At 62.2% G+C, this 21,378-nt stretch carries 16 protein-coding genes; 9 read left to right on the top strand and 7 right to left on the bottom strand.

Annotation, left to right across the window (positions count from 1 at the left end; translation table 11 throughout):
* Positions 1-51: 51 nt before the first annotated feature.
* From MRY84_RS19825 to rpmH, 6 genes are all read right to left on the bottom strand, one after another.
* On the bottom strand, positions 52-543 hold the full coding sequence (locus MRY84_RS19825) for a cyclic nucleotide-binding domain-containing protein (protein ID WP_291507407.1): 492 nt from the start codon (positions 541-543) through the stop codon (positions 52-54).
* Positions 544-664: 121 nt separating this feature from the next.
* Complete coding sequence (gene mnmE, locus MRY84_RS19820) at positions 665-2,113, bottom strand: tRNA uridine-5-carboxymethylaminomethyl(34) synthesis GTPase MnmE (RefSeq protein WP_291507406.1); 1,449 nt, start codon at positions 2,111-2,113, stop codon at positions 665-667.
* Positions 2,114-2,269: 156 nt separating this feature from the next.
* The gene (gene yidC / locus MRY84_RS19815; RefSeq protein ID WP_291507405.1) at positions 2,270-3,976 is read right to left on the bottom strand and encodes a membrane protein insertase YidC; all 1,707 of its coding nucleotides are present in this window, start codon (positions 3,974-3,976) and stop codon (positions 2,270-2,272) included.
* A complete protein-coding gene (yidD, locus tag MRY84_RS19810) occupies positions 3,973-4,269 on the bottom strand; it encodes a membrane protein insertion efficiency factor YidD (protein ID WP_291507408.1) in 297 nt (98 codons plus the stop codon). Before yidD ends, yidC begins: the two co-directional genes overlap by 4 nt.
* A complete protein-coding gene (locus tag MRY84_RS19805) occupies positions 4,266-4,805 on the bottom strand; it encodes a ribonuclease P protein component (protein ID WP_291507404.1) in 540 nt (179 codons plus the stop codon). The genes yidD and MRY84_RS19805 overlap by 4 nt, the downstream gene beginning before the upstream one ends.
* A 62-nt stretch (positions 4,806-4,867) precedes the next feature.
* Positions 4,868-5,002 (bottom strand): 50S ribosomal protein L34, encoded by a 135-nt coding sequence (gene rpmH / locus MRY84_RS19800; RefSeq protein ID WP_005798102.1) that lies wholly within the window; start codon positions 5,000-5,002, stop codon positions 4,868-4,870.
* A gap of 350 nt (positions 5,003-5,352) precedes the next feature.
* On the opposite strand from rpmH, the gene dnaA reads away from it, so the two are divergent.
* The 9 genes from dnaA (at position 5,353) to MRY84_RS19755 (ending at position 20,436) form a co-directional block, all read left to right on the top strand.
* Positions 5,353-6,777: a chromosomal replication initiator protein DnaA gene (gene dnaA / locus MRY84_RS19795; protein ID WP_291507403.1), complete on the top strand. Its 1,425-nt coding sequence runs from the start codon at positions 5,353-5,355 to the stop codon at positions 6,775-6,777.
* Positions 6,778-6,922: 145 nt separating this feature from the next.
* Entirely contained in the window at positions 6,923-8,041 is a 1,119-nt protein-coding gene (gene dnaN / locus MRY84_RS19790; protein ID WP_291507402.1) for a DNA polymerase III subunit beta, read from the top strand.
* 153 nt (positions 8,042-8,194) lie between these two features.
* Entirely contained in the window at positions 8,195-10,801 is a 2,607-nt protein-coding gene (gene gyrB / locus MRY84_RS19785; protein WP_291507401.1) for a DNA topoisomerase (ATP-hydrolyzing) subunit B, read from the top strand.
* Between the two features lie 480 nt (positions 10,802-11,281).
* A complete protein-coding gene (locus tag MRY84_RS19780; protein ID WP_291507400.1) occupies positions 11,282-11,509 on the top strand; it encodes a helix-turn-helix transcriptional regulator in 228 nt (75 codons plus the stop codon).
* Positions 11,510-11,566: 57 nt separating this feature from the next.
* Positions 11,567-13,993 carry an EcoAI/FtnUII family type I restriction enzme subunit R gene (gene hsdR, locus MRY84_RS19775; RefSeq protein ID WP_291507399.1) on the top strand — a complete coding sequence of 809 codons (2,427 nt, stop codon included), beginning with the start codon at positions 11,567-11,569 and terminating at the stop codon, positions 13,991-13,993.
* A 35-nt stretch (positions 13,994-14,028) separates the two neighbouring features.
* Positions 14,029-15,795, top strand: a complete 1,767-nt coding sequence (locus MRY84_RS19770) for an N-6 DNA methylase (protein WP_291507398.1) — start codon at positions 14,029-14,031, stop codon at positions 15,793-15,795.
* Positions 15,795-17,744, top strand: coding sequence for a restriction endonuclease subunit S (locus tag MRY84_RS19765; protein WP_291507397.1), 1,950 nt, complete (start codon positions 15,795-15,797; stop codon positions 17,742-17,744). Before MRY84_RS19770 ends, MRY84_RS19765 begins: the two co-directional genes overlap by 1 nt.
* 2 nt (positions 17,745-17,746) lie before the next feature.
* On the top strand, positions 17,747-19,582 hold the full coding sequence (locus MRY84_RS19760) for an AAA family ATPase (RefSeq protein WP_291507396.1): 1,836 nt from the start codon (positions 17,747-17,749) through the stop codon (positions 19,580-19,582).
* Positions 19,579-20,436, top strand: coding sequence for a hypothetical protein (locus tag MRY84_RS19755; RefSeq protein ID WP_291507395.1), 858 nt, complete (start codon positions 19,579-19,581; stop codon positions 20,434-20,436). The genes MRY84_RS19760 and MRY84_RS19755 overlap by 4 nt, the downstream gene beginning before the upstream one ends.
* A gap of 348 nt (positions 20,437-20,784) precedes the next feature.
* On the opposite strand, the gene MRY84_RS19750 is transcribed toward MRY84_RS19755, so the two are convergent.
* Positions 20,785-20,994: a hypothetical protein gene (locus tag MRY84_RS19750; RefSeq protein ID WP_291507394.1), complete on the bottom strand. Its 210-nt coding sequence runs from the start codon at positions 20,992-20,994 to the stop codon at positions 20,785-20,787.
* Positions 20,995-21,378: the final 384 nt, after the last annotated feature.

The raw sequence follows: 21,378 nt of genomic DNA, 5'->3' as shown, positions 1-21,378 counted from the left end.
GGCCTTCAAAGCGGGCCAGCACGCCTCGGAAACCCCGATGGCGACCGCCTGTCAGGTGGCAGCAACGCGGCGGCGGCGATTGCCCAGCCGTTTGGCCAGCACGCCACCCGCGGCCATGGCCAGCCCCAGCGCGATGGCCGGCTGGCGGTTGGCGAGTTCCGTGAACCGGATTGCCGGCAGGCTCCACAGCTTGCAGGGGCCGCTGGCCTGCACGGTGGCACTGCGCGTGCGGTGCGAGAAGAACGCCCCTTCGCCCACCACCGACCCCGCCCCCACGATCGCCAGGCGCAGGCGCTCTTTTTCGTCCTGGTAGTGAACACTCAGGCTGCCGCTTTCCACCAGGTACAGCGTGCGGTCGGTGGCCCCCTGGTTGAACAAGACTTGCCCGGCCGGCAGCACCACCGGCAAGAGATAGGAAGACAGCACATCCCACTGCGCGGGGGTCAGGGGATTGGTCATGCTGTCGTCTGCGTTGGCCTGGGCGATGGCATCAATCAGCCCCTGGAGATCAACTTTGGAAACGACTGGCGTGGGGAGGTTCATGGTCTGCCGAAAGTACCCCTGTTACAGTTTCGACACAAGCGCTGTTTACGTCCATTTACAAGATTGGCGACAGGCGGCCGCCCCACGCCCGTGGCCGGAGGCAGAACCCCCAGGACCCGCCTCATTTGCCGATGCAGAAGCTGGAAAAAATGACCCCCAGCAGGTCGTCCGACGAAAACTCGCCGGTGATGGTGCTGAGCGCGTTCTGCGCCAGCCTGAGTTCCTCGGCGAGCAGATCCAGCGCCGGCCCTTGGGCATCCAGTTGGGCCGCAGCCTCCTGCAGGTGTGCGCCCACGGCCTGCAGGGCCTGCACATGGCGCGCGCGCGCAATATAGATGCCCTCCGGCGCCGACTGCCAGCCCGCCACCTCCAGCAGGGTGCGCCGCAGCCCGTCCAGCCCCTCGCCTGTGCGGGCAGACAGCCACACGCCGGGCCGCTTGCCGGGCGCTCCGGCCCCGGGAAGCGCCGGCGCGGAAGACACGCCAGCCGCCGGCGCGCTATCGAGCTTGTTCCACACATCGATCACGGGAATCGACGCAGGGAGTTTTTCGGCCAGGGCGCTTTCTATACCGGCGTCTGCTGCTATGTACTCAGGAGCATTTAGACGCTCCAGGTCGTGCAGGAACAGCACGGCATCGGCGCCCGCGATCTCGTCCCACGCGCGGGCGATGCCAATGCGCTCCACCTCGTCGCTGCTGTCCCGCAAGCCCGCGGTGTCGATGATGTGCAGCGGGACCCCTTCAATCTGGATGGTCTGCTGCACCTTGTCGCGGGTGGTGCCGGCAATGGGCGTGACGATGGCCAGCTCCGCCCCGGCCAGCGCGTTGAGCAGCGAACTCTTGCCCGCGTTGGGCTGGCCGGCAATCACGACCTTGATGCCCTCGCGCAGCAAGGCCCCCTGGCGCGCCCGCTGCATCACCCCGTCCAGCACACGCTGCAAATTCGATAGCTGCCCGCGCGCATCTGCCTTGCGCAGGAAGTCGATTTCCTCCTCAGGAAAATCCAGCGTGGCCTCCACCAGCATGCGCAGATGGATGAGGTCATCGCGCAGGCTGTGGATTTCGGCCGAGAAAGCGCCCGTCAGCGACCGGCTGGCACTGCGGGCCGCAACCTCGGTGCTCGCGTCGATCAGGTCGGCAATCGCCTCGGCCTGGGCCAGATCGATCTTGTCGTTGAGGAACGCGCGCTCCGTGAACTCGCCCGGTTGCGCCACCCGCAGACCCGGCAGGCACGGCTGACCCGTGGCCGGATCGGGTGCGGCACCCGCCTCCAGGCAGCGCGCCAGCAGCAGCTGCAGCACCACCGGGCCGCCGTGGGCCTGCAGCTCCAGCACGTCCTCTCCGGTGTAGCTGTGCGGGCCGGGAAAGTACAGCGCCAAGCCCTGATCAATGGCTTGACCGTGGGCATCGCGAAAGGGCAGGTAGGTGGCCTCGCGGGGCTTGAGCGCCCGGCCGCACAGCGCTTGCACTAGGGCGGAGAGCCCCTTCCCAGACACCCGCACGATGCCGACGGCCCCGCGCCCGGGGGCCGTAGCGATGGCAACAATGGGATCGTGGTGGCGGGCGAGCATGGGCGGCAATCGATAGGAGAAAGAGCGCCGAGACTGGCACGGCCCAGGCGCGAGACACCGCGCAAGGGTCGCCCCGCCGCGCTGGTGTCGTCCCCCTTCCCGAATTGCGCAGCAGTTCGAGAGAAGGGGGAAGCGGCGCAGCCGCTCAGGGGGATGTCACTTAAAACTCGGCAGATTGAACTGCGGTGGCACGCCCATGCGGGTGTTGATGATCCACTGCTGCGCAATCGACAGGATGTTGTTCGTCAGCCAGTACAGCACCAAGCCGGCGGGGAAGAAGAAGAACATCACGCTGAAGATCAGCGGCATGAACCACATCATCTTGGCCTGCATCGGGTCCGGCGGCGCGGGGTTCAGGGCGGTCTGCAGCAGCGAGCTCGCGGTCATCAGCAAGGGCAGGATGAAATACGGATCGGGCGTGGACAAATCGGTGATCCAGCCGATCCACGGCGCATTGCGCATTTCCACGCTGGACAACAGCACCCAGTACAGCGCAATGAACACGGGAATCTGGATCATGATGGGGAAGCACCCGCCCATGGGGTTGACCTTCTCCTCGCGGTAGATGCGCATCATCTCCTGCTGCATCTGCTGCGGCTTGTCCTTCAGGCGCTCGCGCATCTCCATGATCTTGGGGTTGATGGCCTTCATCTTGGCCATGCTGGCGTAGGCCTTGGCGTTGAGCCAGTAGAACGCGATCTTGAGCAACAGCACCAGCGCCACGATGGACCAGCCCCAGTTGTTCAACAGCTTGTGCAGCTGGTCGAGCAGCCAGTACAGCGGCTTGGACAGGATGGTGAGCCAGCCGTAATCCTTGACCAGTTCCAGGCCGGGGTACAGTTTTTCCATCATCGTCTCGACCTGCGGGCCGGCGAACAGGCGCGCGTCCACCGTCTTGGCCGCGCCGGGCTCGATGGTGCCCAGCGAGGTCAGCATGCCCACGGAGTACAGGTTGGTGTCGACCTTGCGGGTGAACAGCTCGCGCTGCACACCATCGGCCAACAGCCAGGCCGTGGCAAAGTAATGCTGCACCATGGCCACGTAGCCGTTGGGCGAATCCTTGGGAATATCGACCTTGCCGTTGTCGATGTCCTTGAACTCGATCTTCTGGTACTTCTTGGCGTCGGTGTAGACCGCGGGGCCAGTGAAGGTGGAATAGAACGACGACTCCCCTGGTGGCTTGTTGCCGTCGCGCACCAGCTGCAGGTACATCTGGGGCGACACAGGCGCGGCCCCGGTGTTGACCACCTCATGCTTCACGGCGATGTCATAGGCGCCGCGCTTGATGGTCCAGGTCTTGGCCAGCTTCAGGCCGCCCTGAACGGGCGACTCGAAGCGGATGCTGATCTCGTCCTCGCCATCCTTGAGCTCGCGGGAGCCGGGCACCACGGCCATCGTGGTCTTGTGGGTCGGGAACGCGCCGCCGATCAGACCCGTCTGCGCCACATAGACGCGCTGGGCGCTTTCGTCCAGCAACAGGAAGTTGCGGGCCTTGTCGGCCATGTCCGCGTGCTTGAGCAGTTCTGCATGGGTGAGCGAGCCGCCTTCGCTGTCAAACACCAGGCGGTAGAGGTCGGTCTTGACTTCAATGCGCTCGCGGGCAGCCGGTGCTGCCGCAGCGGGTGCTGGCTGGCCCGGCACGGCGGAGGCGCCCGCCGCTGCCGTCACGGGCGTGCTCGCGGACGGCACGCTGGCAGCCCCCGACGCGCCCGACGCCGCGCCGGAAGCGGCGGGAGCCGTCACGGCCGGCGTGGTGGGAAAGAAGGTGGCCTTGTTGCCGTTGTGCAGCTGCCACTTGTCCCACAGCAAAACCATGGAAAAGCCAAAAATCACCCACAGGATGGTGCGGCGAATGTCGTTCATGAAGACTTCTTTGGTGAGGATGGTTGGGTGTTGGAAGGATGATGAAGCCGCGAGAAAAGCCGCATGCTGCGCGGCAGGTCCTGCGGGACCGGGTCGTGACCCCCGTCACACCAGGGGTGGCAGCGTACCAGCCTGCGCACCGTGAGATAGCTGCCCGCCGCAGCGCCGTGCTGCTCCAGCGCTTGCAGCGAATAGACCGAGCAGGTCGGCTCAAACCGGCACGCCGACCCCAGCCAGGGGCTCAGGAACAGCCGGTAGCCCCGGACCACACCGATCAACAAGCGCTGCATCAGCATGGCATCACCGGCTCTGCTGCGCCCGCTGCGCCGGGTGCGGGAACCTCGGCACCAACGCCCCGAGCTCCAGCGCGTCCTGGTCGCTCTTCCCGCCGCGTGGCGTGGCCAAACAGCTGCAGCAGCTCGGCCCGCACGGCCTGCTTGAGCTGGTCGGACGTGGCGCTCACGAACTGCTTGCGGTCAAACGCCGAGCGCAGGCGCACCACGTGGGCCGCCCGCGGAAGCCGCGCTTCGAACGTGGCGCCCACGGTGTAGATCTGCCGCTTGATGGTGTTACGCGTCACGGCGCGGCGGGCCCAGCGCTTGGGCACCATGGCCCCCAGCCAGACGCCCGGAACGGCAAACAGGGCCTGCGGCCCTTGCAATGATGGCAAGGAGCCGGGCCCTGAAGCTGCGGAATTGGCAGACCCTGGTACCGCAGCGCTGCTGCCGGCATCCAATGCCAGACGATGCAGCGCAAAGTGCGCCGTGCGAGAGACAGTGCCTCCCGCCATGGCCGCCTGGAATTGCGGACGGGTTTTCAGCCGTTGCATGCAGGCACCCCGTTTGGAACCTGGCGGTGCAAACCGGGAGCCGGCCGCAGAACGTGACGGCCTTAGACGGCCAGGCGCTTGCGGCCCTTGGCGCGGCGTGCGTTGATCACAGCGCGGCCGCCGCGGGTCTTCATGCGGACGAGGAAACCGTGGGTGCGCGCGCGGCGCGTCTTGGAGGGCTGGTAAGTACGTTTCATGGTGCTATTCCTTGAGGTTCAGTTCCGGATGCTGCTCTCGAACCCCTGCGACTTGCTGGGCAACGCACCGTGGCAACGGCGCATTTATCGGCATGCAAGGGGCGCAAATTTCGGCGCGCCGGGTCAAATCACCCTGAACACATTCAGGGAAACCCAAAATTATCGCAGGCTTGCCTCACGCTGGCAATGCCTTTCGGCTGGCGGGATAATTTCATTCCGGCGGCCGAGGGTGGCGGCCCAGCGGCTCAGCATGGGGTCAGCAGCCTGTCAAATTGTGGATAACTCCTTGACAAGCTACAATCCGCCGCCCAGCACCGTTCCTCCTATCCACAACAAGAAGCCCCCCTGAAATGACCGAGGAACCCTCCCGCAGCACCCCGCCTTCGCCCGCCTCCGATGCCGGCCAGGGCCTGTGGCAAGCCTGCGTAGAGCAGCTGGCGCAAGACCTCCCCGAGCAGCAGTTCAACACCTGGATCAAACCATTGGTAGCCCAGGTGGCGCCCGACTTTTCCAAGGTGACCGTGCTCGTGGGCAACCGCTTCAAGCTCGACTGGATCCGCGCCCAGTATGCGGGCCGGATCGCCGCGCTGCTGGAAGGTTTGTATGGCCAGCCGGTAACTCTGGAGTTAGCGCTCGCTCAGCGTGAATCCGTTGCCCGTACTTATGTTCGGCCGGCAGCACCTGAACAAGCGAGTGCGTCTGGCCCGGCGGAGTCCCCCTCAGCCAGCAACGACGATGCCGCGGCTGGCGCGTTTCGCAACCGGCTGAATGCCGCCCTCACTTTCGAGACGCTCGTGGAGGGCACGGCCAACCGCATGGCGCGCTCGGCCGCCATGCACGTGGCGGGCTCGCCCGGCCACCTGTACAACCCGCTCTTTATCTACGGTGGCGTGGGCCTGGGCAAGACCCACCTGGTGCACGCTGTGGGCAACCGCCTGCTGCAGGACAAGCCGGACGCCAAAGTTCTCTACATCCATGCCGAGCAGTTCGTGTCGGATGTGGTTAAGGCCTACCAGCGCCGCACCTTCGACGAATTCAAGGAGCGCTACCACTCGCTCGACCTGCTGCTGATCGACGATGTGCAGTTCTTCGCCAACAAGGACCGCACGCAGGAGGAGTTCTTCAATGCGTTCGAGGCCCTGCTGGCCAAGAAGTCGCACATCGTGATGACATCGGACACGTATCCGAAGGGCCTGGCCAACATCCACGAGCGGCTGGTTTCTCGCTTCGACTCGGGCCTGACGGTCGCCATCGAGCCGCCCGAGCTCGAGATGCGCGTGGCCATCCTGATCAACAAGGCCCGCGTGGAAGGCACCGAGATGCCCGAGGAAGTCGCCTTCTTCGTGGCCAAGAACGTGCGCTCCAACGTGCGCGAACTCGAAGGTGCGCTGCGCAAGATCCTGGCGTACTCGCGCTTCAACCAGAAGGAAATCTCCATCCAGCTTGCCCGCGAGGCGCTGCGCGACCTGCTGTCCATCCAGAATCGGCAGATCAGTGTGGAAAACATCCAGAAGACGGTGGCCGACTATTACAAGATCAAGGTTGCCGACATGTACAGCAAGAAGCGCCCGGCCAGCATTGCCCGGCCGCGCCAGATTGCGATGTATCTGGCCAAGGAGCTGACGCAAAAGAGTCTTCCCGAAATTGGAGAATTGTTTGGCGGGCGCGACCACACCACGGTGTTGCATGCCGTGCGCAAGATCTCGGGCGAGCGTCAGCAGCTCACCGAGCTGAACCAGCAGCTCCATGTGCTGGAACAAACGCTCAAAGGTTGAAGGCGCGTGGGAAAGGCACCGAGCGGTAAGCGCCCGTTCAATGGGCAGTTAAACGGGCAAAATGGCGGGTTAGGCAGCGGGGGGAGGCACCACCTGCGCAGCTGCTGTCCTAGCACCGTCCCAAAAACCACAAGAGGTTGATGACATGATCGTCCTGAAGGCAACACAAGACAAGGTTCTCGCGGTTCTGCAATCGGTGGCTGGCATCGTGGAGCGCCGGCATACCCTGCCCATCCTGGCCAACGTGCTGATCCGCAAGACGGGCAATGCCCTGCAGCTGACGACCAGCGACCTCGAAATCCAGATCCGCACCACCGCCGAGCTGGGCGGCGACACCGGCGACTTCACCACCACCGTGGGCGCGCGCAAGCTCATCGACATCCTGCGCACCATGCCCAGCGACCAGACGGTGAGCCTGGAATCGCAGCAGTCCAAGCTGGTCTTGAAGGGTGGCAAGAGCCGCTTCACCCTGCAAAGCCTGCCGGCCGAGGACTTCCCGCTGGTGCAGGAGTCCGCTGCCTTCGGCCCCGCGTTCAGCGTGCCGCAGAAGGTGCTGAAGGATCTGCTGGGCCAGGTGTCCTTCGCAATGGCCGTGCAGGACATCCGCTACTACTTGAACGGCATCCTCTTCGTGGCCGAAGGCAAGCAGCTGTCGCTGGTGGCCACCGACGGCCACCGCCTGGCGTTTGCCAGCGCCACGCTCGATGTGGAAGTGCCCAAGCAGGAAGTCATCCTGCCGCGCAAGACCGTGATCGAGTTGCAGCGCCTGCTGTCGGACGCCGGCGGCGAAAACCAGCCGCACATCGAAATGCAGTTCGCCAACAACCAGGCCAAGTTCACCTTTGGCGGCATGGAGTTCGTCACCAAGCTGGTCGAGGGCAAGTTCCCCGACTACAACCGCGTGATCCCCAAGAACCACAAGAACAGCGTCACCCTGGGCCGCGCGCCGCTGCTGGCCAGCCTGCAGCGCACCGCCATCATGACCAGCGACAAGTTCAAGGGCGTGCGCCTGAACATCGAGCCCGGCACGCTGCGCGTGGCGTCCAACAACGCCGAGCAGGAAGAGGCCGTGGACGAGCTCGACATCGACTACGGTGGCGACACCATCGAAATCGGCTTCAACGTGACCTACCTCATCGACGCCCTGGCCAACATGGGCCAGGACATGGTGAAGGTGGAGCTTTCGGACGGCAACAGCTCCGCGCTGATGACCATCCCCGACAACGACAGCTTCAAGTATGTGGTGATGCCGATGCGCATCTGAGGCGGCACCGCCTGCCTGCCGTGCCGCACCACAGCTGCTGTTGCTTACTATCGTATTGATAGCTGTTCGCGCTTATTGGATAAGCGCCAGAGCCCAATTTGACTATTGAACACATTGGAGACCGCCCGGTTTCCACGGACCCCAAGGCCCACCATGACCGCTGACAACAACCTGCCCGAGCAAGAACCTACCGGCACGGGTGAGCCTGTTCCGAACAAGATCGACACCAACCAGGCCGGTGCCAGCGAAAGCTACGGCGAAGGCGCCATCACCATCCTCGAGGGCCTGGAGGCCGTGCGCAAGCGCCCCGGCATGTACATCGGCGACACGAGTGACGGCACCGGCCTGCACCATCTGGTGTTCGAGGTGGTGGACAACTCCATCGACGAAGCCCTGGCCGGCCACTGCGACGACATCGTCGTCACCATCCACACCGACAACTCCATCAGCGTCACCGACAACGGCCGCGGCATCCCCACCGGCGTGAAGATGGACGACAAGCACGAGCCCAAGCGTTCGGCGGCAGAAATTGCCCTGACCGAACTGCACGCAGGCGGCAAGTTCAACCAGAACAGCTACAAGGTGTCCGGCGGCCTGCACGGCGTGGGTGTGAGCTGCGTGAACGCATTGAGCAAATGGCTGCGCCTGACCGTGCGCCGCGAAGGCAAGGTGCACCAGCTGGAGTTTGCGCGCGGCTTCGTGCAGGACCGCCTGCTCGACACCGTGGACGGCTTTGAAGTCAGCCCCATGAAGGTGACCGGCGAGACCGAAAAGCGCGGCACCGAGGTGCACTTCCTGCCCGACACCGAGATCTTCAAAGAGAACAACGACTTCCACTACGAGATCCTGGCCAAGCGCCTGCGCGAACTCTCGTTTTTGAACAACGGCGTGCGCATTCGCCTGAAAGACGAGCGCAGCGGCAAGGAAGACGACTTCTCGGGCGCGGGTGGCGTGCGCGGCTTTGTCGAGTTCATCAACAAGGGCAAGACCGTCCTGCACCCCACCTCGTTCTACGCGGCGGGCGAGCGCCCAGCCGAAACGTACGGCGGCATCCCTGGCACGCACATCGGCGTGGAAGTGGCCATGCAGTGGAACAGCGCGTACACCGAGCAGGTGCTGTGCTTTACCAACAACATCCCCCAGCGTGACGGCGGCACCCACCTGACCGGCCTGCGCGCTGCGATGACCCGCGTCATCAACAAGTACATCGAAGAAAACGAGCTGGCCAAGAAGGCCAAGGTCGAAGTCACCGGCGACGACATGCGCGAAGGCCTGTGCTGCGTGCTGAGCGTGAAGGTGCCCGAGCCCAAGTTCAGCAGCCAGACCAAGGACAAGCTGGTGTCGAGCGAAGTGCGCGCACCGGTGGAAGACATCGTGAGCCGCCTGCTCACCGACTACCTGCAGGAAAAACCCAACGACGCCAAGATCATCTGCGGCAAGATCGTGGAAGCCGCCCGCGCCCGCGAGGCCGCCCGCAAGGCCCGCGAAATGACCCGCCGCAAGGGCGTGCTCGACGGCATGGGCCTGCCCGGCAAGCTGGCCGACTGCCAGGAAAAAGACCCCGCCATGTGCGAGATCTACATCGTGGAGGGCGACTCCGCCGGCGGCTCCGCCAAGCAGGGCCGCGACCGCAAGTTCCAGGCCATCCTGCCCCTGCGCGGCAAGATCCTGAACGTGGAAAAAGCCCGCTACGAAAAGCTGCTGACCAGCAACGAAATCCTCACGCTGATCACGGCCCTGGGCACCGGCATTGGCAAGGCGGGCGGCACCACCGGAGGCGACGACTTCGACGTGGCCAAGCTGCGCTACCACCGCATCATCATCATGACCGACGCCGACGTGGACGGCGCCCACATCCGCACCCTGCTGCTGACCTTCTTCTACCGCCAGATGCCCGAGCTGGTCGAGCGCGGCCACATCTACATCGCCCAGCCGCCGCTGTACAAGGTCAAGGCCGGCAAGGAAGAGCTGTACCTGAAGGACGGCCCCGCGCTCGACGGCTTCCTGCTGCGCATTGCGCTGAACCACGCGAGCGTGAGCACCGGCGGCGCCAACCCGCAAGTGCTGAGCGGCGACACCCTGGCCGAGCTGGCGCGCAAGCATCAAGTGGCCGAGAGCGTGATCGACCGCCTGTCCAACTTCATGGACGCCGAGGCCCTGCGCGCCGTGGCCGATGGCGTGGTCCTGAAGCTTGACTCCGTGCCCGAAGCCGAAGCCAGCGCCATCGCCCTGCAGGCCAAGTTGCGCGAACTGAACACCACCGGCACCCCCGCCGAGGTGGCCGGAGAATTCGACGTGCGCACCGACAAGCCCATCCTGCGCATCAGCCGCCGCCACCACGGCAACGTCAAGAGCAGCGTCATCACGCAAGACTTTGTGCATGGCGCCGACTACGCCGCCCTGGCCGAGGCCGCCGAAACCTTCCGCGGCTTGCTGGCCGAAGGCGCCAAGGCCATGCGCGGCGAAGGCGACAAGCAGAAGGAAGAAAAGGTCGGCGACTTCCGCCAGGCCATGAAGTGGCTCATCAGCGAAGCCGAACGCACCACCAGCCGCCAGCGCTACAAGGGCCTGGGCGAGATGAACCCCGAGCAGCTGTGGGAAACCACCATGGACCCCAACGTGCGCCGCCTGCTGCGCGTGCAGATCGACGATGCGATTGAGGCGGATCGGGTGTTCACCATGCTGATGGGGGATGAGGTGGAGCCGCGCCGGGATTTCATCGAAACGAACGCTTTGCGGGCGGGCAACATCGACGTTTGATCGTGTAGGTTCTCATTGATCTTGCAAAGATTCCCAGTACTTGCAAATCACAACCGTCCAGCCATGGCAAGGTGATGGCGGTCCCCGTTATCGGATTGTCATCATTGGCATAGTTTTGCTGTCGCGCAGCGAGCCTGCAGCAGCTCGGTCTGATTAAGGGGCCGCTTCGGATTCCCTTAATTTGTCAATTGGTTCATTGATCTCGCCCAATTGCGAGCGTGCAGCGCTCATCACCCCGTGCTTCTCCTCGACGTAAAGCGAACCGCAACTGGCATGCTTTAGAAGCGCTCGGGAATAGAGGCGATTCATTCCGTTTTCCGGTTCCTGACCGGCAGACGCTCTGCTCCGTCCAGACTTGCATAGAGCATTGGCTGGTCCGGCAAAGGCAGTATTCACACTGTGTGATACCCTCATACACCAAAAACATCAACTACCTGATGTTTTTAGTCCACTACCATTCCATAGTTTGTAGCTACTTCGATGATCCGAATACACCTCTCCCGGCTGTTAGGTGAGAACAAGGAAAAAATCGTTGATCTGCAGCGTGCGACTGGTCTATCGCGCAATACGGTAGCGGGGCTGTATAGAGAAACAATAAGCCGCGTGGACCTCGAAACCCTCAACACTATATGCAGACATTACGGCTGCAATGTCAGCGATTTGCTGGAGTACGTCTCTGACGAGGAAACAATCAAGGGAGGGAAGTGAAAACACTCTCTTCCAATACAGACAAATCTACGCCGTGGTGTGGACAGGGAGAATGATTTGGAGACGCATCCTCTCAGCGAACGGGACATCTGTACCAAGTTCATCACGCCCGCTATCCAGGCCGCTGGATGGCAACAGGCGCAGTTCCGGGAGGAGGTCAGCCTCACGGACGGTCGCGTCATGGTTCGAGGCAGGCTGGCCGCCCGCGTCCGCAACCCCGAGGCAAAGGGCGGGCCGAAGCGCGCCGACTACGTTCTCTACGCGAGACCGAACGTTCCTCTGGCGGTGGTCGAGGCCAAGCAAGCCCGCTTCCCCGTGGGGCAGGGCATGCAGCAGGCGCTGGCTTACGCAGAGATGCTGGACGCTCCCTTCGCGATCAGCAGCAACGGCTCGGCACTCCTGGTGCACGACCGAACGGGCCTGACCTCACCGACCGAGCGTGAGGTACCCCTCGACGCCTTTCCAACCCACGCTGAACTATGGGCCGTGTTCCAGCAGTGGAAGGGGCTGACTGAACCGACCGCCGTCGCGCTGGTGGAACAGCCGTTCTACACGGACGGCAGTGGCCGCGAGCCGCGCTACTACCAGCGCGTCGCCATCAACCGCGCCATCGAGGGCATCGCCAAGGGTCAGCAGCGCGTGCTGCTGGTCATGGCCACGGGCACGGGCAAGACCTACACCGCATTCCAGATCATCTGGCGGCTTTGGAAGGCGAAGGCCAAGAAGCGGATCCTCTTCCTGGCGGACCGAAACATCCTGGTCGACCAGACCATGCAGCAGGACTTCGCCCCGTTCGGCGAGGTGATGCACAAGGTCACCAACCGCGAGGTCAAGAAGAACTACGAGATCTACCTTGCGCTGTACCAGGCCGTGACCGGGCGCGAGGAGTGGAAGCAGATCTATCGGCAGTTTCCTGCCGACTTCTTCGACCTGGTGGTCATTGACGAATGCCACCGCGGCAGCGCTGCCGATGATTCGGCCTGGCGGGACGTGCTGGACTACTTCAGTGCCGCCACGCACCTGGGCCTGACCGCCACCCCGAAGGAGACCAAGGAGGTGAGCAACCTCACCTACTTCGGCGATCCGGTCTACACCTATTCGCTGAAGCAAGGCATCGAGGACGGCTTCCTTGCACCCTACAAGGTCATCCGCATCGCGACGGACGTGGATGCGGTCGGCTACACCCCGGAGAAGGGCAAGGTCGACAAGCTTGGCCAGCCTGTCGAGCAGCGCCAGTACACCACCAAGGACTTCGACCGTAACCTGGTGCTGGAGAAGCGCACCCGGCTGGTGGCTCGCAAGGTTTGGGAGTACCTGAAAGCCACGGACCCGATGGCCAAGACCATCGTGTTCTGTGACGACCAAGACCATGCCGAACGCATGCGCCAGGAGCTGGTCAAGATCATCCCCGCCGCTGCCAGCAACCGCCGCTACGTGATGCGCATCACCGGCGATGACAACGAGGGCAAGGCCCAGCTGTCCTACTTCATCGACAACGACGAGCCGTATCCGGTCATCGCGACCACGTCGAAGCTGTTGACCACGGGGGTGGACGCCAAGACCTGCAAGCTGATTGTGCTGGACCAGAACATCAACTCGATGACCGAGTTCAAGCAGATCATCGGTCGCGGCACGCGCCTGCGCGAGGACTACCAGAAGCTGTACTTCACCATCATGGACTTCAAGGGCGCCACGCGCCTGTTCGCGGATCCGGATTTCGACGGCGAGCCCGTGGTGATCTACGAGCCCAAAGACGATGAGCCGGTGGTGCCCCCTGATGTTCCGCCCGGCACGGGTGACCCCGATCCTCCATCCCCTGGGCCAGGCAAGCCCGGCGAGGAGGTCACACCGCCGGGCATCACCACAGGTGGCGGTGGCGAAGGCCAAGTCAAGTACGTCATCGACGACGTGAATGTGCGCGTCGCGGTGGAGCGCTCCCAGTACCTGGATGCCGACGGCAAGTTGATCACCGAGGACTACCGCGTTCTGCTCAAGGACGACATCAAGAAGGCGCTGCAGGCGGAATTCGGCAGCTTGACCGACTTCCTACGCCGGTGGAACAGCGCAGAGCGCAAGCAGGCTGTGCTGGAGGAACTGGCGGACCACGGCGTCCCGCTGGAGGTCTTGCAGCAGGCGGTGCCCAACGGCGCTGAGCTGGATGTGTTCGACTTGGTGGCCCATGTCGCTTTCGACCAGAAGCCCCTGACCCGGCGCGAGCGCGCCAACAACGTCAAGAAGCGCGACGTGTTCGGCAAGTACGGCGAGCAGGCCCGAGCGGTACTCGAAGCCCTGCTCGACAAGTTCGCCGACCATGGGGTGCAGAACATCGAAGACGCCAAGGTGCTGGAGCTACCGCCCTTCGACCAATTCGGAAGCAAGACACAGATCCGGCGCGGCATCTTCGGCGGCGTCGAACAGTTCACCCAGGCCGTGCAGGCCCTGGAACAAGCCCTCTACGAAGAGAACGAGAAGAAGCAAGCCTGACCCGTTTTCGGGTGGCCTGACATGAGAACAACGAAATGAACCTCAGCAGCACCATCAAGTCCATTCAGGACATCATGCGTAAGGATGACGGCGTCGACGGCGATGCACAGCGCCTGGGCCAGCTTACGTGGATGCTCTTCCTCAAGGTATTCGACCAGCGTGAGGAGGAGTGGGAAGACGACGACCCGAACTACAAGTCGCCGTTACCGGACGCCATGCGGTGGCGCAATTGGGCGGCCTACGTGGAAGACTCCGATGGCAAGAAGAAGCCGCAGATTGCCGGCAGCGCCATCATCAGTTTCGTCAACAACGAACTGTTCCCAACGCTGAAAGAGCTGGACGCCAGCATCAGCCCGCAGCACAAGGTGATTCGCAGCGTCTTCGAAGACGCCAACAATTACATGAAGACTGGCACGCAGTTGCTGGCGGTGATCGAGAAGCTGGAAGAGGCCATCAACTTCCACGACTTCAAGACGCGCGCCAACCTGGGTGACGTCTATGAGCAGATGCTGAACGACCTGCGAGGCGCTGGTAACGCGGGCGAGTTCTATACACCTCGTGCCATCACGCAGTTCATGGTAGATCGCGTCAACCCCAGGCTCGACAAGCGTGAACGGGTGCTTGATCCAGCCTGCGGAACAGGCGGTTTCCTGACCGCTGCGATCGATCACTTGCGACATCAAGTCACGACCAAGTCGAAGGTTGAAGACCGACGCGCCGTAGATCGACTGATTCGAGGGATCGAGAAGAAGCAACTTCCGCATCTGCTTTGCACAACCAATCTGGTCCTTCACGATGTAGACGTGGATGGACAGGTTGAGCGAAAGAACACCCTGGCTACGGGTTGGAACGATTGGAAGGCCCAAGATCGAGTCGAGTGCATCGTGACCAATCCGCCATTCGGCGGCTACGAAGACGACAGCATCGCAGCGGGCTATCACCATCCGACGAAGGAGACGGCCGACTTGTTCATGCAGCTGATCGTCAAGCTGCTCGAAGAAGATGGTCGTGCTGGTGTCGTACTGCCGGATGGCTTCCTATTTGGGGACGGCATCAAGAACGAGATCAAGCGGCGGCTCATGCAGCAATGCAAGCTGCACACCATCGTGCGCCTGCCCAAGGGCGTGTTCGCCCCGTACACCACCATCAAGACCAACCTGCTGTTCTTCACCAAGGGCACCGCGGTGGAGGATGGCACCGAACACTTTCATACGGACACTATCTGGTACTACGAGCACCCGTACCCGCCTGGCTACAAGAGCTACAGCAAGACCAAACCCATCCGCTTTGAGGAGTTCAAGCCCGAGCAGGACTGGTGGGGCAATGAAGCCAACGACTTTGCCGAACGAGTGGAGAACGAGTTCGCCTGGAAGGTGGACTTCAAGACTAAGCGCGAACAGGCAGAAGCCGCTGCCAAGCCGCACTGGGACCGCAGCGAGCAGTTGAGCAATGAGGCCAACGCTCTGGACAACCGGATTCGCGACCTGCGTGAGTCCATCAGAGGCGTGAGTGATGCCGCGCTGCGCCAGCCTGTGGAGATCGAGATCGACAGATTGCGCTTGCAGGCCGAAGCAGTCCGCATGCAGGCGCGCGACGCTAAAGCCGCTGGCGATCGCCTTTACTGGCCGATCTTCAACCTAGACCTGAAGAATCCCAACGCACCCGAGGAAGAAAGCCACGACCCCGACGTGTTGCTGGACAAGTACAAGACACTGCTCGGCCAGATCGAAGAGACCGAGAACCTCCTCAAGAGCGAGCTAGCCGCCGCCCTGGCTCACCACTTCGTGGACGAGGACGCCTGATGGATGCGCAGCAGTTCTTGGCCGAGTTCGGGCATTTCACAAACGCACCGCTTGGCGTACCTCGGCTTCGGGAGCTTGTCAGGCGACTTGCGGTACAAGGCAAGCTTGTCGCTCAGGACAGCCGCGAAGAACCTGCGCCTCGCTTCCTTGAACGGTCAAGTCCGGAGTCATTGGGAAGGACCTATCGACGCACAAGGGGCCGCGCTGCGCCCACCAGTGCCAGCCATCACGAACTGCCTCCGGGTTGGGCATTGGTGCCACTAGACCAACTTGCGTACCCGCAGGCCGGTTTTGCGTTCAAGGCCGACCGATTCAATCAGGGCGGCGTAGGTCTTCCCATCATCCGGGTGCGCGACGTCGGCGTCTCTAGTCCCGCGACGTTCTACTCAGGGGACTATCGCGACGAGTTCCTCGTATCGCGCGGGGATTGGTTGATCGCAATGGACGGAGATTTCAGAGTTGCGATGTGGGAGTCCGACACTGCACTTCTGAATCAACGGGTAACGCGGCTGCAGTTCTACTTCCCAGAGGTCAGCAAGAAGTACGTCTGCCTAGCCTTGCAGTTTGAGCTGATGGCGCTCCAGGGAGTAAAGAACTACACAACTGTCGATCATCTGTCCGGAGGGCAGATTGCCAGCGCGCGTATACCGCTGCCACCAGTCGAAGAACAGCATCGCATCGTCGCCAAGTTCGACGAGCTGATGTCGATGTGCGACCAACTGGAGCAACAGCAGCGAGACCGCCGTAAGCTGCAGAGCGCCCTGAGGCAGGCCGTGCTTCAAGCCCTAGCCGGCGCCCAAAGCCCTCACGAACTGCAGACGAGCTGGCAACGCCTGCAAGCCAGCTTTAGTTGCCTGTTCAGCGAGCCGGCCGATGTGGATGACTTCGTTATCGAACTGAAGAGCTTGGCTGTACGTGGCGTGCTGGTTGAGGCCGGCCGAACTGCCCCCGATCTTGCGCGCATCGCTGCGGACTGTTCAGCTCTTCGTTCGGAGTACATCGCCAGCGGCTTGATGCGACGTCAGAAGATCGTGGGCATGGCGGAAAGCGAAATCGCATACCCATCGCGGTGGGCGATTGCGGCGTTCGATGAGGTCGCCGTAGTCATTGGCGGCGTCACAAAAGGGCGAGACCTTCGTGGCAAGCAAGTGGTGGTGTGCCCCTACCTGGCAGTTGCGAACGTTCAGCGCGGGTACTTCAAATTGGACAGTCTCAAGTCGATCGAGATTGCAGAGGATGAGCTGCCGAAGTACCAGGTCTTTAAGGGCGATCTCCTGATCACTGAGGGCGGGGACTGGGACAAGGTTGGCCGAACGGCAATCTGGCCGGGCGGTCTCGAGCGTTGTCTTCATCAGAACCACGTCTTCAAGGCGCGCGTTCCCAGCGCACAGCTGCTCGCGGAGTGGGTGCAGTTGGTCTTTAATTCTGATGTCGGCAGGGACTACTTTGCTGGCGCGTCGAAGCAGACGACCAACCTCGCATCAATCAACATGACACAGCTTCGCAGCTTTCCGCTACCGATACCGCCCCTGGAGGAGCAGCGTCGCATCTTGGACTCCTTGGCGGCGCTCAACGATCTATGCGAGGAATGGCGGCGCCAGCTGAAGCACCGGCGCGATCTGGCCTCGCTGTTTGCAGCGGCCGCCGTGTTTGCACTTACCGGGATCAACATCGAACAAGACGAGGACACAGCTGTGAAGGCACCGCAAGTCGAACTCATCGCCACCCTGCGCCTTGGCTCGTTGCCAGATGTCAAAGACCAGGCACCGCTAGCCACCCTGCTAGCTCGCAACCAGGGCGAGATGTCGGCTCGCGACCTGTATCAACGCTTCGGCAGGGAGATCGAGACCTTCTATGCGCAGCTCAAGACCGAGGTAACGCATGGCTGGATCATCGAACCTACGGTGGCCACGGTACGCGCGAAGCCGGCTGAGACAGCGGGGACCTGAGCATGCAGTTGCGGCACCTAGCGATTCCCAACTTCCGTAACCTGCGCAACCTGGTCATCGACTTTGCCACCCACCTTGAACCCCGGCCAGGCGCTGAGGGCGCGGCACTCCCCAAGGCCATCCGCAGCCACGCGCTGATCGGCCAGAACGGGACGGGAAAGTCCAATTTGATCGAGGCGCTGATCACCATCTTCCGCGACGTTGACCTGAACCGGGGAGCCGCGTTCGACTACACGCTGGAGTACGAGATTCGCGGGCATGTGGTGCGCATTCAGGCGGACCTTGCCAAGCAGAGTCCGCCTTTTGTGTGGGTCGATGGCGATCGTGTGACCCAGGAGTACCTGAACAAGAACGACCCGCCCGACAAGACGCCGCGCGACGAGCGTCGCGGCCCGCGCCTGCTGCCCTCGCACGTGTTCGCCTACTACTCGGGCCGAAACGAGCGCATCGAGGCGCTGTTCCAGGACCATCAGAAGCGCTTCAACCGGCTACAGGACATCACCACCGACGAGGTCTTGCCGGAACAGATGCTGACCAACTTCAAGGGCACCGAAGCCGACATTCGCGCCATCGAAGAGGCCAAGCAGCGCCGCGAGACCCGGATGAAGCAGGCCGGCGACGACCGCTTGCGCCGCCTGTTCTATTGCCGAGGCGGTCACAGCCAGCTGGTGTTGCTGGCCTGTCTGCTGTCGGACGACCCGGTGTTCCAGAAGGTGCTGAAGAACCTGCACATAGAGTCGCTGGAGTCGGCCCTGTTCGTGCTGAAGGAGCCGTACCGGCTGCGCGAGAAACGGCGGAATGGCAAGTTCGACGAGGTTGAGCTGAACGAGGGCGACCCGCGCTTCTGGTTCGCACGCGGCAGCGTGGTGAGCGAGTTCCTGGACAGCTTGTGGCAAGTGGCCTGGGCGCCCATCGAGCAGGAAGTGACCCAGCAAATCGACTTTCGCGGTCGTACCGAGAAACAGCGCCAGCTCTACCTGTATGTGCCCAACCAGGCCAAGCTGCAGGATCTGGGCCGCCTGGTTGGCGGCACAGACAGCTTCTTCCGCTACGCCGAGGGCGCCTACATCGGCGACCTGATCGAGGAAGTGCGCATTACCGTCAAGAAACACGTGGATGGCAAGGATGGACACGACGGCAAGGTCAGCTTCACCCAGTTGTCAGAAGGCGAGCTGCAGATGCTCACCGTGCTGGGCCTGATGCGCATCACCCGCGAAGACCACTGCCTGTTCCTGCTTGATGAGCCGGACACGCACTTGAATCCGATTTGGAAGCTGCGTTACTTCGATGACATTGAGGGCGTACTGGACCGCGAGTCCACCAACACCCTATCCGGTGATCTGATGCTGAGCTCTTCGACTTATCCGGTGCAGTCGCAGGTTTTGATCACCACACACGACCCCATGATGATCGGCAGCCTCAAGCGCGAGCAGGTACATATTCTGCGGCGGCAGGCAGATCGAACCGTGGTGGAAGTACCGGACGAACACCCGCAGGGCATGGGTGTAACGGGCTTGCTCAAGAGTGAGCTATTTGGCCTGTCGTCCACGCTGGACATTGAGACCGAGCGCCGCCTGTTCCGACGCAACGAGCTTTACGTCAAACAGCCCCGAACCGCAGAGGAGAATGCTGAGCTGACTCGCCTGTCGGCCGAGCTGTCGGACCTGGGCTTCTCGACGGCGGACTTCAGGGATCCTGACTACGCGCTGTTCGTGCGCAAGATGGCAGAGCACCGGAAGTTCCGCAAGCCGACGCTCAGTCCGGAGGAGCAGGCCGAGCAGGAGATGTTGGCCGACGAAATCATCGACGAGATCCTGCGCGAGGAGGGCGGCACGTGATCTTCATCGACCTGGAGCACAAGCGGCCGACGGATATCGATATTCCGGGTTGGACGCCCTGGACGCAGGCCGAGTGGAACGCTTGGCTGGCGAAGTCGGCGCAGCTGGTAACTGACATGGCTGCATTGCAGGCCGCGGGCAAGCGTGACGACCGTAACGCATTGATCGACGCCAATAGCGCACATTGGGGAGCTCTGAAGCAGTGGATGCTGGCGCTCTCGGGCGGTAAGTGTTGGTTCTCCGAGGTGCGCGACCTCTACTCGCATTACGACGTGGAGCACTTCCGCCCTAAGAAGGAGGCTAAAGCGTTGGACGGAACTGAACGTGACGGCTACTGGTGGCTGGCCTTCGACTACATGAACTTTCGGGTCTGCGGCAACGTTGGCAATCGAAAGAAGGGCGGTTGGTTCCCCTTGCAGCAGGGATCACTTTGTTCGACGTTCGACGCGCGTTGCGAAGAGTCAGAGACGGCCTACCTGCTGGACCCGATCGACGACGACGATGTCTCGCTCATCGCCTTCGATGAAGAGGGCAAGCTCATCCCCATGCCGGGCAGCTCGCCTTGGGAGCAGCAGCGTGTCACCGAGACCGTGAAGCGCCTGAAGCTCAACGAGCATGTGCCGCTGGCAGAGGCGCGCCGCAGCGTGTGGCAGAAAGTCGATGTCCTCGTCGAGGACTTCCTGGCTGCCAAGGCCAAGTGTGCAGGCGGCAAGAACCCGGCGGCGAAGGCTAAGCTGTTGGAGGTGCGCGCGAAGATTCGCGACTTGACAAATCGGTCAGCCGAGTTGTCGTCAGTCGCACGTTGGTGCATTCAGATGAGAAATGAGCCGCAGCTGTTGAAGCTGGTGGCCTGACCGGGGAGCGGAAGATGCCAATGACCTCGCGGTATGGCGGGTTGGTGAGCAACCGAAACCATTCGTCTTCAGACGACTAGCAAGCGGCTAGGTGTTGATTTCCACGCAGAAGTGACCCACTAACCCCCTGGTGGGTTAGGTTTGCGTGGAAATCAACACGCTGCTAACCAAAACCCGCGCCGTCTGTCACTGTCACGTCAGGCTTCAGAAGCGAAAAACCCGGCTTCTCCCTCTGAGCGTCAAGTGGTCGAGCCACACAGCCATCAGGGGTCAGTTGGCCTGAAAAATGGGACAGATTGACGTGTTGCTTCTGTTGCTGTCTGACTATTACACCAACGCGAAGGGAGGTTACCGGAAATACCGAACTCGACTAGTGATGCGTTCAAGCATCTTGGCGTCTTTCGCTTTTTCTTCGTAGGCGCGGCGCAATTGGAGGTGTGCACTGAAGCAAACGACCGAGCTCGGCACACGTGCGCTTGGCGCGTGGAAGGTCCGTTCGCTCGACTCGATCTTACCGTCGAAGTCCAGCTCCAATTGCTTCTCGGAATCGCGGGTCATGGGAGGCTCCAGATCTTTTGACACGAGACATCAAGCAACGATCTTGTGTTCCGGCAAACCGCACTATTGTATAGAACGGATCGCGATGCCTTCAAGCGACGAGACAGCTTCCATAGTGACAGCAGTCACCGGTCGCGCGGCTTTCTTTCGCATCATTCCCGTGATGCTGTCCTTACGGTCGTTGCCCTCGAAAAATTTGAGGAAGCGCGAAGGCGCGACACCGTCAAATGGAACGATCCGGACTTTCAGAGTGTTTGTCTCCTGCTCAGTTATCGCATCTTCATGGGGTGAATCGCCCCGGTTTCTGCGGAGGCTTTTTGGTTTAAGTCAGCCCACTTCCGCAGTGGCCTGACTGGCGAGTTGCCGGTAGTAGTTTGCCTCAGC

Source organism: Acidovorax sp., from assembly GCF_022763525.1.
Lineage (GTDB): Bacteria > Pseudomonadota > Gammaproteobacteria > Burkholderiales > Burkholderiaceae_C > Acidovorax.
Note: the sequence above shows the minus strand (reverse complement) of the source record. Positions and strands in the feature narration are given on the sequence as shown.